16 protein-coding genes are annotated in these 15,384 nt (G+C 75.7%); 3 read left to right on the top strand and 13 right to left on the bottom strand.

All coding sequences use genetic code 11. The features are described 5' to 3' along the window. Position 1 precedes the first annotated feature (1 nt). Positions 2–1,705, top strand: a complete 1,704-nt coding sequence (locus ACFY60_RS06105; RefSeq protein ID WP_388609381.1) for a bifunctional 3'-5' exonuclease/DNA polymerase — start codon at positions 2–4, stop codon at positions 1,703–1,705. Between the two features lie 139 nt (positions 1,706–1,844). Here the strand turns inward: ACFY60_RS06105 and ACFY60_RS06100 are convergent, their stop codons facing one another. Both ACFY60_RS06100 and ACFY60_RS06095 read right to left on the bottom strand, forming a co-directional pair. Then, on the bottom strand, positions 1,845–3,182 hold the full coding sequence (locus ACFY60_RS06100) for a hypothetical protein (RefSeq protein WP_388609382.1): 1,338 nt from the start codon (positions 3,180–3,182) through the stop codon (positions 1,845–1,847). 126 nt (positions 3,183–3,308) lie between these two features. Beyond that, positions 3,309–3,818 carry a SigE family RNA polymerase sigma factor gene (locus tag ACFY60_RS06095; RefSeq protein ID WP_388609383.1) on the bottom strand — a complete coding sequence of 170 codons (510 nt, stop codon included), beginning with the start codon at positions 3,816–3,818 and terminating at the stop codon, positions 3,309–3,311. Positions 3,819–3,971: 153 nt separating this feature from the next. On the opposite strand from ACFY60_RS06095, the gene ACFY60_RS06090 reads away from it, so the two are divergent. Then, the gene (locus ACFY60_RS06090) at positions 3,972–4,361 is read left to right on the top strand and encodes a DUF6479 family protein (protein WP_388609384.1); all 390 of its coding nucleotides are present in this window, start codon (positions 3,972–3,974) and stop codon (positions 4,359–4,361) included. 147 nt (positions 4,362–4,508) lie between these two features. On the opposite strand, the gene ACFY60_RS06085 is transcribed toward ACFY60_RS06090, so the two are convergent. Then, positions 4,509–5,204: a pyridoxamine 5'-phosphate oxidase family protein gene (locus ACFY60_RS06085; protein ID WP_388609386.1), complete on the bottom strand. Its 696-nt coding sequence runs from the start codon at positions 5,202–5,204 to the stop codon at positions 4,509–4,511. A gap of 301 nt (positions 5,205–5,505) precedes the next feature. Between ACFY60_RS06085 and ACFY60_RS06080 the strand changes: the two genes are divergently transcribed. Beyond that, entirely contained in the window at positions 5,506–6,498 is a 993-nt protein-coding gene (locus tag ACFY60_RS06080; protein ID WP_388609387.1) for a helix-turn-helix transcriptional regulator, read from the top strand. 76 nt (positions 6,499–6,574) lie between these two features. Here the strand turns inward: ACFY60_RS06080 and ACFY60_RS06075 are convergent, their stop codons facing one another. The 10 genes from ACFY60_RS06075 to ACFY60_RS06030 form a co-directional block, all read right to left on the bottom strand. Continuing rightward, positions 6,575–7,192: a GPP34 family phosphoprotein gene (locus ACFY60_RS06075; protein ID WP_388609388.1), complete on the bottom strand. Its 618-nt coding sequence runs from the start codon at positions 7,190–7,192 to the stop codon at positions 6,575–6,577. Beyond that, positions 7,189–8,094 carry a lantibiotic dehydratase C-terminal domain-containing protein gene (locus tag ACFY60_RS06070; RefSeq protein WP_388609390.1) on the bottom strand — a complete coding sequence of 302 codons (906 nt, stop codon included), beginning with the start codon at positions 8,092–8,094 and terminating at the stop codon, positions 7,189–7,191. Before ACFY60_RS06070 ends, ACFY60_RS06075 begins: the two co-directional genes overlap by 4 nt. Beyond that, entirely contained in the window at positions 8,091–10,682 is a 2,592-nt protein-coding gene (locus ACFY60_RS06065) for a hypothetical protein (protein WP_388609391.1), read from the bottom strand. Before ACFY60_RS06065 ends, ACFY60_RS06070 begins: the two co-directional genes overlap by 4 nt. Beyond that, positions 10,679–11,785: a PqqD family peptide modification chaperone gene (locus tag ACFY60_RS06060; protein WP_388609393.1), complete on the bottom strand. Its 1,107-nt coding sequence runs from the start codon at positions 11,783–11,785 to the stop codon at positions 10,679–10,681. The genes ACFY60_RS06065 and ACFY60_RS06060 overlap by 4 nt, the downstream gene beginning before the upstream one ends. Before the next feature lie 185 nt (positions 11,786–11,970). Next, positions 11,971–12,150: a thiocillin family RiPP gene (locus ACFY60_RS06055; RefSeq protein ID WP_185902699.1), complete on the bottom strand. Its 180-nt coding sequence runs from the start codon at positions 12,148–12,150 to the stop codon at positions 11,971–11,973. Positions 12,151–12,247: 97 nt separating this feature from the next. After that, complete coding sequence (locus tag ACFY60_RS06050; protein WP_309049835.1) at positions 12,248–12,433, bottom strand: thiocillin family RiPP; 186 nt, start codon at positions 12,431–12,433, stop codon at positions 12,248–12,250. A 54-nt stretch (positions 12,434–12,487) separates the two neighbouring features. Next, positions 12,488–12,655, bottom strand: coding sequence for a thiocillin family RiPP (locus ACFY60_RS06045; protein WP_309049836.1), 168 nt, complete (start codon positions 12,653–12,655; stop codon positions 12,488–12,490). Positions 12,656–12,723: 68 nt separating this feature from the next. Beyond that, positions 12,724–12,888 carry a thiocillin family RiPP gene (locus ACFY60_RS06040; RefSeq protein ID WP_309049837.1) on the bottom strand — a complete coding sequence of 55 codons (165 nt, stop codon included), beginning with the start codon at positions 12,886–12,888 and terminating at the stop codon, positions 12,724–12,726. A 67-nt stretch (positions 12,889–12,955) separates the two neighbouring features. Next, positions 12,956–13,672 (bottom strand): hypothetical protein, encoded by a 717-nt coding sequence (locus tag ACFY60_RS06035; RefSeq protein ID WP_388609395.1) that lies wholly within the window; start codon positions 13,670–13,672, stop codon positions 12,956–12,958. After that, positions 13,669–15,297 (bottom strand): hypothetical protein, encoded by a 1,629-nt coding sequence (locus tag ACFY60_RS06030; RefSeq protein ID WP_388609398.1) that lies wholly within the window; start codon positions 15,295–15,297, stop codon positions 13,669–13,671. The genes ACFY60_RS06035 and ACFY60_RS06030 overlap by 4 nt, the downstream gene beginning before the upstream one ends. Positions 15,298–15,384: the final 87 nt, after the last annotated feature.

Below are 15,384 nucleotides of genomic sequence, written 5' to 3'. Positions count from 1 at the left end.
CATGAGCGAGAGGTGGGCGCTGGCCGCCGAGCCGGAGGGGGAAGGCGTGCTGCTCGTCCCCCTCGGGCCGGACGGTCTGCCCGCCGGGGAGGTGCGGCGCGAGCCGGACGCGGTGGCGGCGGTACGGTCCCGGCCCGGGGTCGCCCGGTGGGTGTGGCGGTCGACGGCCGAGGTGTATCCACAACTGCTCGCCGCCGGGGTGCGGGTCGAGCGGTGCTACGACGTCGAGGCGGCCGAGCAGCTGCTCCTCGGGCACGAGGGGCGCCTCGGCGAGCCACGGTCGGCGGCCGCGGCCTGGGCGCGCCTGCGGAACGCGCCCGTTCCGCCCGACCCCCCGCAGCGCGGCGCCGAACCGGGCACCCAGGACTCCCTCTTCGAGCCGCGCCCGGCCGCGCCCGTCCCCTTCGAGGGTTTCCTCGCCGTGTACGCGGAGCAGCAGCGCCGCCACGACCGGGCCGAGCACCCGGGGCGGATGCGGCTGCTGACCGCCGCCGAGTCGGCCGGGATGCTCGTCGCCGCCGAGATGCACCGGGCGGGGCTGCCGTGGCGGGCCGACGAGCACCGGGAGCTGCTGCGCGAACTGCTCGGCGAGCGGTACGCGGGCGGTGGCGAGCCGCGCCGGCTGGCCGAGCTGGCGGACGAGGTGTCGGCCGCCTTCGGCCGCCGGGTCCGTCCGGACCTGCCCGCCGACGTGGTGAGGGCGTTCGCGCAGGCCGGCATCCGGGTGCGGTCCACGCGCCGCTGGGAGCTGGAGGAGATCGACCATCCGGCGGTGCGGCCGCTGATCGCCTACAAGAAGCTGTACCGGATCTGGACGGCGCACGGCTGGTCGTGGCTGGCGGACTGGGTGCGGGACGGGCGGTTCCGGCCGGAGTACGTGCCCGGCGGTACGGTCACCGGGCGGTGGACGACGAGCGGCGGCGGGGCGCTGCAGATCCCGAAGGTGATCCGGCGGGCGGTCGTCGCGGACGAGGGCTGGCGGCTCGTCGTCGCGGACGCCGACCAGATGGAGCCGCGGGTGCTGGCCGCGATCTCCCGCGACCCCGGGCTCATGGAGGTGGCCGGGCACCCCGACGACCTCTACACGCGGCTGTCCGACCGGGCGTTCTCCGGCGACCGGGACCACGCCAAGATCGCGCTGCTCGGCGCGATCTACGGGCAGACCAGCGGGGACGGCCTGAAGAACCTGGCGGCCCTGCGCCGCCGCTTCCCGCGCGCCGTGGCCTACGTGGACGAGGCGGCGAAGGCCGGTGAGGAGGGCCGTCTCGTACGGACCTGGCTCGGCCGGACCAGCCCCCGGGCGGTGGGCGCGGGTGAGGACGAGGAGGCCGGCATCCCGCAGGAGGCGGCGGACCTGCCGGCGGAGGACGGCGGCCCGGCGTCCGGGTTCACTCCCGGGTACGCCTCCGGGAACAGCCGGGCGCGCGGCCGGTTCACCCGGAACTTCGTCGTCCAGGGCAGCGCCGCCGAGTGGGCCCTGGTGATGCTGGCGGCGCTGCGGCGGGCCCTCGCGGGGATGCGGGCGGAACTGGTCTTCTTCCAGCACGACGAGGTGATCGTGCACTGTCCGCGGGAGGAGGCCGCGGCCGTGGCGGAGGCGATCCGGGAGGCCGGGGACGAGGCGGGGCGGATCACCTTCGGGGTGACACCGGTGCGCTTCCCGTTCACGACGGCCGTGGTCGAGCGGTACTCGGACGCCAAGTAGGCAGGCGGCGCCCCCAGGGGCCACGGGCCGGAGGAGACCGGAGGAGACCCCACCGCTCCTCCGGCCCCGTACAGGCGGGGCGCCGCCCGGCGCCGGGACGGTCCACCCGCGCGGTCCGGCCGCCGTCGGCCCCCGGCCGCTACTTCGCGGACAGCTGCCGCCACTTCGGGCTGAGCGCGATCGTCCTCAGCTCCTCCATGGTCAGCGCGGGCTCGGGGCGCGTGGCCGCCGCGTGCTGGCCGCCGGCGTTGAAGGCCGAGACGACGACCCGGAAGCCCGCGGGCGTCATGGTGTCGACGGTCCACTGGACGACGCCCTCGCCGCCCTTCTCGCCCGGACGCTTCAGGAGCTTGACCACGCGCCCGTCGGGCAGCGTGGTGACCTCACCGGTGCCGAAGAGGCTGCTCCGTACGTCGCTCATGTCCGGCTGGACGTTGATCTCGATCAGGCTCCTGCCCCGGCCGTCGTCCACGACGGCGTAGCCGTAACCGGCGTCGCCGCCCTGGTCGGTGACCGTGACGTCCTCGGGCAGCAGGGAGCGCAGCGCCGCCCGGACGGCCGGGCCGCTCGGCTCGGCGGGACGCTCCGGGCGGCCGGGGTCCGCCGCCGGCTTCCGCACCGGGACGACGGGCAGGCGCTTCAGGAGCGGCTGCCAGGCCTCCGCGGTGACCAGGGCCTTCAGCCGGTCCGGGGTGAAGGGCGGGTCGGCGCGGGTGACGGCGGCGCCCTTCTCGGCCGGCGCGTTGTACTCGCTCGCGTCCACGAGGAAGTTGTCCAGGGTGAGCAGGACCGCGCGCCAGACCTTGGTGTCCACGCGCCGGTCGGGGTACTCGTACCCCTGGAGGATCATGAGCCGGGAACCGTTCGGCAGCCGCTCGCTGGTGCACGCGTCGTACCCGGTGTGGATCTTGGAGGGGCAGGTGACCTGCCCGGCGCCCGCCTCGCCGTCGCCCTGCGCGCGGTAGAGCCCGACCGTGACGGCCGCCCGGCCCCGGCCGTCGTCGTACACGCCGGAGACGTGGTGGCCGGTGCCGCCCGCGTTCGTGATCTGCCAGGTGCCGGCGGGGGTGTGGGCCTTGAGGACGGCGGCCAGGTCGTCGACGGGGAGCGTGGCCCGGTACGGGTCCTGCTCGCCCGGCACCTCGGTGGCGGTGCCGTCGCCGGGAGCGGTCGGCACGTCCGCGGGCTGCTGGGCCACGGCCGCCGGGGCACCGGTCCCGGACGGGGCGAACAGCCCGGCGCCGTGGATGCCGCCGGCGGCGACGGCGACGAGGGCGAGCGCGCCACCGGTCATCGCGAGACGGCGGCGGACGAGGCGGCGGCGGCCGCGGCGCAGCCCGCCCGACACCAGCTCGGAACCGCTGTCGGCGGCGAAGGCGGCGCCGGTGGTGCGCAGGACGGCGCCGAGTTCGTCCTCGAAGCGCCCGGACCGGTCGTTCCGGTCGAAAAGGTCGGAGGAGAGGTCGTCGTGAGGCATGCCGAGATCACCGTTTCCGGTCGGTGGCTGGAAGAGTACGTGGCGGACGGCGCCGGCCCGAGCGGGCCTGAGGGGTCCGGCCGGCGGGCAGGGCCGGGCCGGGGGATCGGCGGGCGGCGCGGGGGCTCAGCGGGCGGCGAACTCCGCGAGGGTGCCGCCGAGCCGGCTCCGGAGCGTGGCGAGCGCCCGGCTGCACCGGGTGCGTACCGCCGCGCTGCTGACGTGCAGGGCGTCGGCGGTCTCCTCGATGCTGCGGTCCTCCCAGTAGCGCAGGACCACCACCGCCCGGTCCTTGGGCGCGAGGCTCGCCAGGGCGTCGAGAAGCGCGATCCGCAGGGCCGGGTCCTCGCCGTTGTCGGGAGCGCGGTCGGGCAGTTCACCGAGCGGGCGCTCGGTGGCCGACCGGCGCCGCTGATGCGTGAGGAAGGTACGGACGAGGACGGTCTGGGCGTACGCGGCCGGGTTGCCGACGCGGTGCATGCGGCCCCAGCGGGCGTACATGCGGCCGAGGGTCTCCTGTGTGAGGTCCTCGGCGAGATGGGTGTCGCCGCTGGTCAGCAGGCATGCCGACCGGTACAGGTGGCCCGATCGTGCGGAGGCGAACTCCAGGAATCCGTCCGCGCGGGACTTTCTCATGCCCCTCCCTTCCCTCGCGGTCGCCCGGCGTGATCGCCGTACACCTGACTGACGCGACGGGGGAGCGGATATGTTTCAAACAAGTCCGCGATTTTCGAGGGACAGCGCCTTTGGGACGTATCCGACGAACCGGTACGGGGTAGGCCTGTCGGTATGAACACTCTCAGCGCACAGAACCTGGCCGCTGGAGTCTGGCAGTCGGGCCTCGGCCAGTTCCTCGCCGGTCTGGTCGTCGTGGTGGTCCTCATCGGAGCGGTGTGGATCGGCTTCCGGATCCGCGACCGCGAGCCCGGGCCGCCGAAGCCCGAGGAGCAGCCGCAGCGCCCGGAGACCGACCGGCCGCCGGGTGAGATGTCCGAGTACCGCCGGCCGGCCGAGATGCCCCAGACGGACGGCGAGCACCGGCTCATGCCCTACCAGCTGAAGGACTCCGGCACCTCCGGCACCGAGACGTCCCCCGAACCGCCCAGCGAGGAGAAGCGCAAGTGGGGCGGCATCTCCAGCGGCGGGTTCGGCAGCGGCGGCCCGGGCCACGGCGACTGAGGCCACCGCCGTCCGCCCGGGGTGCGCCCCGGAGCACGACACCCCGCGCCCCGGCCACGCAGGGCGCCCCGACCGGCCCCGGAGCAGGCACCGCCTCTCCGGGGCCGGGGCGTTCCCGCGCTCCCGGCCCCGATCGCGCCGGGCGTCTCAGCGGCCCAGAACCCGCCCCGCGCGCTCGGCGATGTGCGGGGGCGGTGCGATGTCCGGCGGCAGGACCGGATCCGGGACGGGCGCCCCGAAGGTGGTGACCACCGGCAGTTCGCCCGCCCACAGCCCCAGCGCCGCGTCCTCGGAGTCGCCGTCGTCCGGCGGGCCGCCGCGCGTCTTCACGGAGGCCTCCGTGAGATCGAGGGCGAGCAGCGCGGTCGCGGCCAGCTCCTTGCGGCTGGGCTGCCGGGCGTACTCCCACTGCCCGGGTGCGCTCCGCTCGGTGAGGGCCCGCAGGCCCCGGAGCTTCTCCTCCGGGTCGGTGACCGGCACCGGCACGCCGTAGATCATCGCGGAGCGGTAGTTGACGCCGTGCTCGAAGACCGAGCGGGCCAGGACGAGGCCGTCGACATGGGTGACCGTGACGCAGACGGTGGCGCCCGGGGCCTGCACGAGGCTGCGACTGGCGACCGAACCGTGCAGGTAGAGCCGGTCGCCGTCGACGCCGTACACGGTCGGCACGACCATCGGCACCCCGTCCACCGTCACCCCCAGGTGGCAGAGGAAGCCGGCCGCGAGCACGGCGTCCAGGTCGGCTCTGCGATGGCTCCCCTTCTGCCGCATCCGGCGCAGCCGGGTCCGTTCGGTGACGTCGAGTTCGTCACCGGGTGTCGGGCTGGGCGTGGCGGTGCTCATGATCCCCCTCGGGCGCTGCTGCGTGACCTGACCGGTCGCTCAGCCGCTTTTGTACGGGCCGTCCGCCGGTCGCCGCCACCGCCGCCCATCTGTCGGAACGGCCCTGCCGTCCGGTGCGGTGGGAGACGGGGAGGACATGGGACACCCCCCGCCCGCAAGGTGATCCAGCTCACATTGAGATCACGCCACCGTGCGCCGGTTTTACCCGGGCATTACAGTGCATCCCACCATCGGCCGCGCCTTCCACGCCTGACCAGCGGGGACGCCGCACCGGTATGCACACAGAGCTGGGGGAGCTCGAATGGTGGCAGCAGGCATGCAGGTCCTCGGGATCTCCGCGCTGGAGGAGAGCGTCTACCGCCACTTCCTGCGGAATCCGGACACCACGGACGGTGACATCCACGTGCTGCTCCGGGCCGAGCGCGAGGCCGTGGCCGCCGCGCTGGCCCGTCTCCGCGCCCTCGGGCTGCTCTATCCCACCGACCGGAACACCGTCTGCCCGACCGATCCGGCCATCGTCGTCGACCGGCTCACCGACCTGCGGCTGCGCGAACTGCACGAGGAGCTCCAGCGCGTCACCCGCTCCCGGCACCTCGTCACGGAACTCCGCGACGAGCAGTGCCCCGCCCGCTCCGCGCCGCAGGCCGTCGAGCGGATGGAGAACGTGGCGCAGATCCGCAGCCGCATCGACGACCTCGCCTTCTTCGCCCGCGAGGAGATCCTGTCCGTCGAGCCGTACACGGCGCTGACCCCCGCAAACATCGAGCACTCCCGGCCGCTGGACATGCGCTGCCTCAGCCGGGGCGTCCGCATCCGGAACGTGGTGCTGCGCGAGGCGCTCGACGATCCGCTGACCGTCGGCTACCTGCGCGAACTCACCGCCCACGGAGCGCAGATCAGGGCGGCCGACGACCTGTCCGAGCGGATCCTCGTCTACGACCGGCGCACCGCGCTCGTCCCCGTCGACCCCGAGGACACCTCGCGCGGCGCGCTCGTCGCCCATGAGACCGGACTCGTCTCCGGCATCCTCGCCCTCTTCGAGAAGATCTGGTGCCAGGCCACGGACCTGGCGTCGATCATCGAGGAGCCGGAGGAGAACCCCGGCGGGCTGTCCGAGATCGAACGGCAGGTCCTCACGTCCATGTGCCACGTCGGCAAGGACGAGATCGGCGCCCGGGACCTGGGCATGTCCGTACGCACCTACCGGCGCCACGTCGCCGAACTCCTCCGCGTCCTCGGCGCGTCCAGCCGCCCGCACGCCGCCCTGCTGGCGCGCGAACGCGGCTGGATCTGACGGGCCGGGGCCGGGACCGGACCGACGGGACCAGGGCCTGAGCCGGGACACCGCAGCCGGGACCGGGACCGGCCGGTCAGGACACGGCCGCGCCCTGGAGGTCCTGGACCGCGCGGCGGACCGCCGCCGAGACCGGGTCGGCGCCTTCCGACAGGGCGGTCAGGCGCGGCTTGAGCGCCCGGCGCCGGTCCGACGGCAGGGCCGTACCCAACTGGCCGCCCGCGTGCGCCAGTCCGGTCAGCAGGGCGAACCGGCCGCCGCCGGTCCCGCCCGCCTCGGCCGCCGCCACCACCGCCGCCCGTACCTCCGCCGCGGCGGCGAGCCCGGCCGGGGTGAGCTCCGCCCGGTTCAGCGGGAAGACCCCGAGGACCCGGCTGGTGCTCTGCTCCAGGAGCCCGTCCTTCGCCATCCCGCGCAGCACCTCGTGGATCGACTCGCGACCGTCCTTCCGCACCCAGTGCAGCCACTTCCGGCCCGGCTCCGCGCCCACCCGCTGCCACACGTGCCGCAGCGCGGCGTCCCGCGGCGCCTCGCCCGCCGCCCGGGCCGTGCCGTCCTCGTCCACCAAGCCGCCGTCGGCGAGGAGTTCGGCGAGGAGCGCGCCGCGGACCGCCGGGGCGAGGGACTGCCGGACGGGCAGTTTGCGGCCCTCCTCGTCGAAGGCGAGCAGGATCATGTCGGCTGCCAAGGTCATCCCAGACGTTCCTCTCGTACGGGCCCCAAGCCGGCCGTGACCGCCGGCCTCCTGGCGGTCTGTCCCGCCAGCATCCCGAGCGCCGCTTCCTCACCGGGCGGGAAGCCCAGCCGGTTCATCACCATGTGCAGGTGGTGGAGCAACTGATGGTCCCGCGCGCCGGGAGCCCGCAGGAGAAGACCGGCCACCGCGTCCGCGTGCGCCTCGATCCGCTCCCGCGCGCCGGGCGCGGGCGGTCCCAGCTCCCGTACGCCCGCCGAGACCCGGCCGAGGAGCGGGCGCAGCTGCTCGCCGCCGGCCGCCATGCGCAACTGCCAGCCCCACCGGGTGCGGTGGCGCACCCAGAAGACGTCCCGCTCCTCCGGGGTCAGGACCCGCTCGGCGAGCGCCCGCGCGAAGTGGACGGCGTGCGCGGCCCGTTCGTACCGGCGGGGCAGCGCGGCAAGGTCCCTCGCGGCGCAGAAGGCGCTGTCGAGACGGAAGATCCGTTCGGCGACGGCGACGCCGCCCGGGCCGCCGTACTTGGCCAGTTCCGGCGCGTACAGGGCCGGTACGACGCCCCGCGCGGGCGAGCCGGGCGGCAGCGCGCCGGGCAGCAGGCCGACCGAGTCCTCGGGCCGCTCCTCCAGCGCGTCGAGGAGGCCGGTGAGCTCCGGGCGGGCGGTGGCGTCCAGGGCGTCCACCGCGTCGCTCCCGGCGCGCAGCCGCAGCCGCAGGTGGTGGCCGGTGGCGTCCCAGTAGCGCAGGAAGAACCACTCGTCGCTGCCGAGCCCCGCCGCCCGTTCGGCCAGCCACGGCACGAAGGTGCGGACCGCCGCGTCCATGCGCCCGGGGCCGCCGGGGTAGACCCGTACGTACCACCAGTCCCGCTCGGGGACGCCGCCGCCGTCGGTCACGTTCATGCCTCCTCCTCCGGCCGCCGCCAGCGCAGCAGCGAAATGTGCTCGGCGGCCCGGGTGCCGCCCGCTCCGTCCCGCAGCGGGTGCGCGGACCTGTCCGGCAGGGCCTCGACCAGCCGCAGATGGCCGGTGGCCGGGCCGGCCCACTGGGCGAGCACGGACAGCGAGAGCGCGGAGGTCAGCGAGACCCACAGCGGCTTGCGGTCGGTGCCCGCGCCCGGCTCGCCCGGCCCGAAGCCGGTCAGGCGGTGGACGAAGACCTCCTCGGGCAGGCCGTGGGAGCGCCGGAACTCCTCGGCGCGCAGCACCGTCTCCGCGTCGCTCTCCCCGGGCCGGGGCAGCGGCAGCGCGGCCGCCGGGACGACCCAGGCCGCCCGGGAGGTGGTGACGCGGCCGAAGCCGGTACGGGGCATCGGCACGACCTCGTCGCGGCGCTGCTCCTGGAGCGCGAACGGCAGCACGTAGTCCGAGTGCGGCGAGCCGTTCACCCACGGGTCGGCGAGCACGGCGAGCAGCCGGGCGAAGGGCGGGAAGAGGTGCGGCGGGACGAGGCCCAGATAGGCGAGCCCGACGGGCGCGCCCGTGCGGTCGCGCAGGGCCAGCGTGCCCTGGTCCGGGTCGTGCGTGAGGACCGTGTCGGCCAGGTCGAGGCCTCCGTCCCCCGGGGTCTCGCCGGGCAGCAGCAGGGGTGGCAGCAGGCCCGCCGAGCGCGACTGGGCGGTGTTGACCTCCGTCCAGAGCACCAGCTCCCGGCACGCGCGGCCGGGCCAGCACGCCTGGACGTGGGCGCGCAGCCGGTCGCGGAAGCCCTCGCCGAGCAGCGGTCCGAAGCGGGTGACGAGCCCGCCCGTACCCGGGTTGAACTGGTTGACCACCAGCCGGTAGTCGCCGGCGCGGACCGCCGGGAACCCGGAGGCGGCGAGCTGGAACAGCACGGCCGCGGCGGGCGGCGCGCTGCTCGGCCCGACCGGCAGCCAGGCCCGCTCGCCGGCGGTCTCCCGGGCGGCGCGGTCGGCGACGGCCGCCCGGTCCAGGTCGGGCTGGGAGTCGCCGTCGACGGCGATCCCCATGAGGAACCCGAGCACGTCGGCGCAGGTGCCGCCCGGCCCGTACGCGGCGGTGAAGCGGTCCACCAGGACGTCGTAGAGATGGGAGCGGAAGAGGAACGGCCGCATGCGTCGGCCGAGTTCGGTCAGGTCGGCACGGACCTCCGGCACGTCGAGCACGGCGGGCAGGGCGAGGTCCGCGGCCACGTCCTCGTACAGCATCTCCCCCGACTCGAAACGGTCCAGACCCGCCCGGCGGGCCCAGCGCCGGGCGGTGGCCCGGGCCCGGGTGAGCGTCTCGACGCGCTCCTCCTCCCCGGCCGACGCGAGCGCGGCGGCGGAGTCCCGCAGCTCCCGCACCTCGGCGGCGAGGCCGGCCGGCCCCGCGTCCGGGGCCGCCGGGAGGGTGCCGTCCTCCGGTCCTCCGGTGGTCCGGCGCGGGTACGGCTGGTCCGCGAGCAGCTCCGCCACGGCACCGACCGGGTCCTCGCCGCGCCGCCAGGGCGGTACGGGGCCGATGAGGCCGGTGTCGAGGAGCCGCCGGAAGCGGCGGAAGGGGTCGGAGCCGCCGAGCCCGGCGAGGAGCCCGTCGAGGCCGTGGTCGACACCGGGCGCGAACCCGGCGAGCCAGGGCGCCGCGTGGTCGGCCTCCACGACCCGGTCGAGCCGCCAGGCCAGACCGCCGTCGGCGACGAGCTCGGGCAGCAGGACCAGGCCGGCCGGGGCCTCGGGGCCCCCGGGGCGCAGGGGCGCGAGCCGGTAGCGCAGCAGACCGGCCGTGCCGGGCTCGCGGGCCAGGCACCGCACGGCGAGCTGGGCGAGCGCGGTGGCGGCGTAGCTGTGCGCGGCGGCGGGGGCGCCGGCGGGCGCGCCGCCCTCACCGACGGTGGTCAGGGTGGAGAACGGGCTCGTCTTCACGGCGGCCCGGGACACGTACGAGTACAGCGTGCGCAGGTTGCGGCTCTCGGCGGGACGGCGGCGCGGGCGCCCGTGCCGCAGCCAGTCGGGGGCGGCGAGCGCGGCGGCCCGCGCGAAACCCGGGTCCGCGAGGTGCGCGGCGAGCGCGGCGGGCACCGCCGCCCGGTCCCCGGCCAGCAGCGCGTCGAGCCGCCGGGTGGCCTCCTCGCACCGCCGGACGGCCGCCTGCCACCCGGCGAAGGCCTCGGCCGCCCCGGGCCCCGCCACCTCGGCGAGCCGGGCCGGCGGGTCGTCGCCCCAGGGCAGCGCCCGCAGCCGGTGGACGGCCCGCTTGGCGGCCAGCACCGTACGGCGCAGCGGCACCTCGTCGTCCAGGAGGGGCACCAGCGTGAAGCAGAGGTCCTCCAGGGCCGGCCGGAGGCTCTCCCGTACGGCACGGGCGTCGGCGGCCTCGGCGACCGCCCGGCGGGTGGCGGCCGGCACGAGGTCCAGGGCCTCGGTGGGCAGTCCGCCCACCCGGGTGACCAGGGGGCCGGAGATCTCGGGGGTGGTGGTGAGCGGGGAGGGCGCGGGCAGCGGGGCCGTACGGTCCGCGGCGGCGGACGGCGGCGGGATCAGGGCGGTCACGGCATCGACCGTCCGACCAGGTCGAAGGACCAGACGAGCGACTGGATCACGAAGTAGCCGAGCGCCACGGTGTAGACGCTGCACACGATCCCGTACGTCACGTGCAGCCGGCGGCTGCGGGCCGGCATCCGCTCCAGGAAGCCCGGCAGCGGGCGGCCCAGCAGGCGGTGCTTGAGCAGGGCGAAGGCCCGGCCCCGGGCGTCCACGAGACCGAAACCCGCCTCGAGCGCCGCGTAACCGTCGCTCGGCAGCATCGGGTTGACGTTGGTGACGAGGTTGAGCATCTGGAAGATCAGCAGCGCCCCGGCGACCTGGGCGACGGGGCCGTCCGTGGTGAGGACGAGCAGGGCGGCGGCGCCGGTGAACCAGCCGTCGCTGAGCGGCCCGGCGAGGGCGAGCAGGACGCGTCCGCCGCGGGAACGGACCCGGTAGGCGTCGGTGCGGTCCACGTACGCGAGCGGCATGAAGTAGAACAGCAATGCCACCCCGAGGCCCCGGACGGGCACCTTCAGCACCTGGCAGACCATCGCGTGGGCGCTCTCGTGCACGAGGATCTGGAACAGCATCAGGCCGATCGCGACCAGCGTCCCGGTGCCGAGGAGGTCGCGGGCCGGAGGCGCCGCGGTGATCACCGCGTAGAGGCCGAGCAGGATGCCCAGGACACCGCCGCCGGCGAAGACGCCGACCGACAGCCGGGCCGGGACCAGGCGGAGCAGCCGGGCGACCGGCTCCAGGACCGTCGGGAGGGAGCGGGTGACGACGAAGCGGGGCATCAGCATGCTGGTGCCGAAGCGGCCGCCGGCGCGCTTCTTCGGGGCCTGCTCGGGCTCGGTGCCGACGAGGAGTCCGCTGCGGGTCAGCTCCCCGACGAAGGTGTCGAGTTCGCCGCGTACGCCCTCGGCGGGGACGCCCCGGCGCTCGGCCATGAGGGCCGAGAGCTCGTCCAGCGAGCGCGTCCCGTCGAACTGGCGGAGCAGGGCCGCGGCCGATCTGGTGAGCCGGTGATACGTCCCGCCCTGCGGGTCGAACACCAAGGGGTGGTCGTCCATCCCCCGGATGATCTCCAGATCCTCCCGGAGTTTGGGTGCAGTGCACACATCCACGGCGCGGTTCCTCCCTCCGCTGCGGCGGCCGGCCCGCTACCGTGCCGGGCCGCCTGGTTCTAACCTGGTGGGGTTCAGTCCGGTCCGGGAACAGCGGACCGGGCTGGGGGCCCTGGGCCCCGGGGTACTAGGACCACCCCGGAGCCCAGGGATTCGACCGGCGGGGCCGGCCGTCCTCCGTGCGATCAGCCGCCCTGGCTGGAGACGCTGCTCATGGAGCCGACGCAGCCGACGGGGCAGCTGGCGGAGCCGGCGCAGGCGCCGCAGAAGGCGGTGGTGAAGCCGGGGCTCACCGCGTCCTGCAGGACCTCCAGGTCAAGGGACTCCGACCACAGTTCGAGCTCGGTGTCGAGGTTCTCGTTCATGGCGTTCACTTCCTTTCTCGGTTTCCTTCGGGTTCCTCGGCCGCCCGGACGGGGGGCGAGGGGGCCTTGGGTGGGGGTGGCGCGAGGGCGCTGTGCTCTAGCCGAAGCTGGAGGCGCTCGCGGAGGAGGAGGCGGTGCTCGTCGGGCACGAGGCCGACGAGGCGGTGCTCGCGGTCGCCCAGGTGCCGAGGGCGACGCCCTCCTTGAGGGGCTCGAGACCGAGCGCGTCCGAGGCCAGCTCGTCGGCGGTCAGGTCGAGTTCGAGGTCGTCGAAGTCCTGCATGAGGGGTTCCCTTCAGGGTGGTGGATGGTGGTGGCCGGTGGCCGTGGCGCGGTGTCAGCCCAGGGTCGAGGCGGACGACGCGGTGGCCGCGGACGTACCGGGGCAGGACGCGGTCGACGCCGATCCGGCGCAGAAGAAGCAGCCGAGGGCGTTGCCCTCCGGAAGCTCCTCGATCGCCAGCTCGTCACCGTCGACGACGTAGAGCTCGAACTCGTTCTCCATGGTGTTCCTCTCCTCTCCGAGTGGGTGCGGTGCGGGGGGCCGGGCGGGCCGGCCGATGGGTCAGCGGCTCATCCGTAGGTGGACGCGCTGCTGAGGGACGACGCGGACGTCGCCGGGCAGGACGCGGTCGAGGCCGATCCGGCGGACGCCCAGCTCGCGAGGGCGTTGCCCTCGGGCAGCTCCTCGATCGCCAGTTCCTCGGCGTCGACGGCGTACAGCTCGATGTCCTCCATGGGAGGCACCTCCTCGGGTGTCGTGGGGTGGTTCACGGGTCCCCGCCCCGGACCGGGGCGGGAAGTCTCAGGGGGCCGGCGGCAGGCCGAGGGCCAGCGCGAAGATCTGCTGGCGGCTCGTTCCGTCGCTGAGCAGCGGGCCGCGGACGGCGGCCGGGATGAAGCCGGCGAAGACACTGCCGACGAGGCCGTGGGCGACGCCGTCCAGCCACATCGCGTACGCGGCGGAGCCGGCGCGGGTCAGCAGCGTCCGGTAGCCGTGCCCGCCGTGAAGGCGCGCGGCGGCGTCCAGGGGCACGCCGAGGGAGACGATCGCGGCGGCGTCGGAGAACTCCGGCTGGAGCGTCATGCCGTAGCGGGCGGCCCCCGTCGGCAGTTCCATCACCGGGGTGAAGCCGCGCGCGGCGGGGTCGAAGCGGTGGACGGCGGGCCGTACGCCGGTCAACCGGTGGGCGACGACGGTCGGTTCGAGCGGCAGCCGTGCCGCCTCCCGGTCCGTACCGGCGTCCAGGTCCAGGGCCCGGGTCATGATGTCGGCGAGCAGTCCGGCCGGCAGGGGCTCCGGGGAGAAACCGCGCAGCGAGCGCCGGTGCTCCAGGGTGGTCAGCAGGTCGTGGGGCGCGGACGGGGGCGTGTACGGGCCGGCCGTCACGGCCGGTCCGAGCGCCGCCGGTGCGGGCGCGGGCGCCGGGGCCGTGGCGAGGGCGGTCCCGCCGGTCGCGGCGGGCGGCTGCTCGCGGAAGGACGCCAGCATGTCCAGGGCCAGTTCGTGCGGGGCGCTCACGGGGCTCCTCCCAGGTCGACGAGGGTGGTGATCGGTTCCAGGTCGGGGTCGATCCCCAGGGCCGCGCCCACCGCCAGGTCGTCCCAGCGGGTGCGGACGGCGCACGGCAGGTCCAGGGCGTGCGCGGCGGCGCGGAGCGTGGCGGTGGCGCAGCCGGCGTCGAGCAGGACGATCCGCAGGGCGAAGGCCGAGTACTTCTTCGCCACCTTGGTGAAGTCGCCGGTGAGGACGACCGTCAGGGGCGCCTCGCCGGGCACCGCGCCCGGGTCGGCGGAGAGCAGGGCCAGCCGGTGCGCGGAGGCCACGTACCCGTACACACCGGGTTCCAGGCCCGGCACGTCGCGGACCACGAGGTGGGCGACGACGGAGCCGATGTTGCCGCCGCTCGCCGTCCAGCGCTGCACGCGGCCGGGGAGCACGGCCCGGCGGCCGGCGGTGACGGCCAGGAGGAGGGCGGCGGTCGCGTCGTCGAGGCCGGTGGGCCGGGGGGAGCGCAGCAGCTCCAGCGGCGGTTCCGGGAGGGGGACGGCGGCGGCGACGGGCCAGGTCTTCTCGTCGTTCTGGAGGGCGATGTTCGAGGGCTTGTAGTGGGCCTGGTGGGCCTTGCCGTCGGCGTACTCGCGGGGCGGGAAGGCGATCGCCGCCTCGTAGCGCGCGGCGAGCGGCGGGTCCGCCGGGTCGTCACCGGGCGCGGCGGAGCAGTACGGACAGCCGGGCCGGGTGGCGGCCGAGCGGCGCTGCTGGGAGAGGTCCGCCAGGTCGACGGTGCGCCACTGGGACGGCAGCGGGCCGGGCGTGCTGCGGGAGAGCAGGGCGAACAGGTCGCGGGTGAACAGCGCGGCGGCCAGTTCGGCATCGCCGGGCAGCGGCGACCGGTCGTCGGCCGGGTCCTCGGCGGTGCGGCAGGCCATGCAGGGGGTGAACGCCAGGTCCACGTACGGCCCGAGGTGCGCGGTGCGGCCGGTGAGCGCGAGGCGGACGAGGGGGACGCCGGCGAGGGCGCAGGCGGCGGCGAGCGCCGCCGCGTCGTCCGGTCCGAGCCCGGCGGCGACCGCGAGGGTCGTCCCGGGCGCCGGTCCCCTGCCGGGGTCGGTGCCGGCGGAGGCCCGTACGAGCGAGTCGGTGAGGTGGCGGCGGGCGGCCGTGGCGAGCGGGCCGGCGCCGAAGACCTCGACGCGGGCCCGGGCCAGCCGGTCCAGGGCTTCCTCCCAGGCGTGGTTCGCGCCGGTGGAGTCGCCGATGCGGGAGAGGAAGTCGGCCGTCGGTGCGGGGACGGCCGCAGCGCGGGCGGCGGACTCCGGGGGCGCGGCCTCCTCGATCAGGCCGCAGGTCCACAGCAGGGAGAGGGCCTTGAAGACGGTCGTGGCCGGGATGCCGAGGGCGCCGGCCACGTCCTCGTGGCCGCGGCTGCCGTCGAGCAGGGGCAGCAGGCGGGGGAGCAGGTCCCGGGCGGCGGCGCCGCGGAGCAGCTGCTTCTTGGGCGTTCCTTCGACGACGAGGGCCTCGGGCGTGTGGTGCAGGGAGAGCCCGCGCCGGAGCCTGGGCCGGGCCGGGACGTGGAACTGCGGGTCGTTCAGGGCGGCCGAGGCCATGGCTTCGGCGGTGATCACAGAGTGGTCCGGCATCGAGGCCTCCTTTCCGGTTCGGGACGTACGGGCGGGGCGTGCGGGACGCACGCGGGGCGCGGCGTACGGGCCGGTCGAGCGGTACGG

Source organism: Streptomyces sp. NPDC012827 (assembly GCF_042900905.1).
Taxonomy (GTDB): domain Bacteria; phylum Actinomycetota; class Actinomycetes; order Streptomycetales; family Streptomycetaceae; genus Streptomyces; species Streptomyces gulbargensis.
This window is presented reverse-complemented; position numbering and strand designations above follow the sequence as displayed.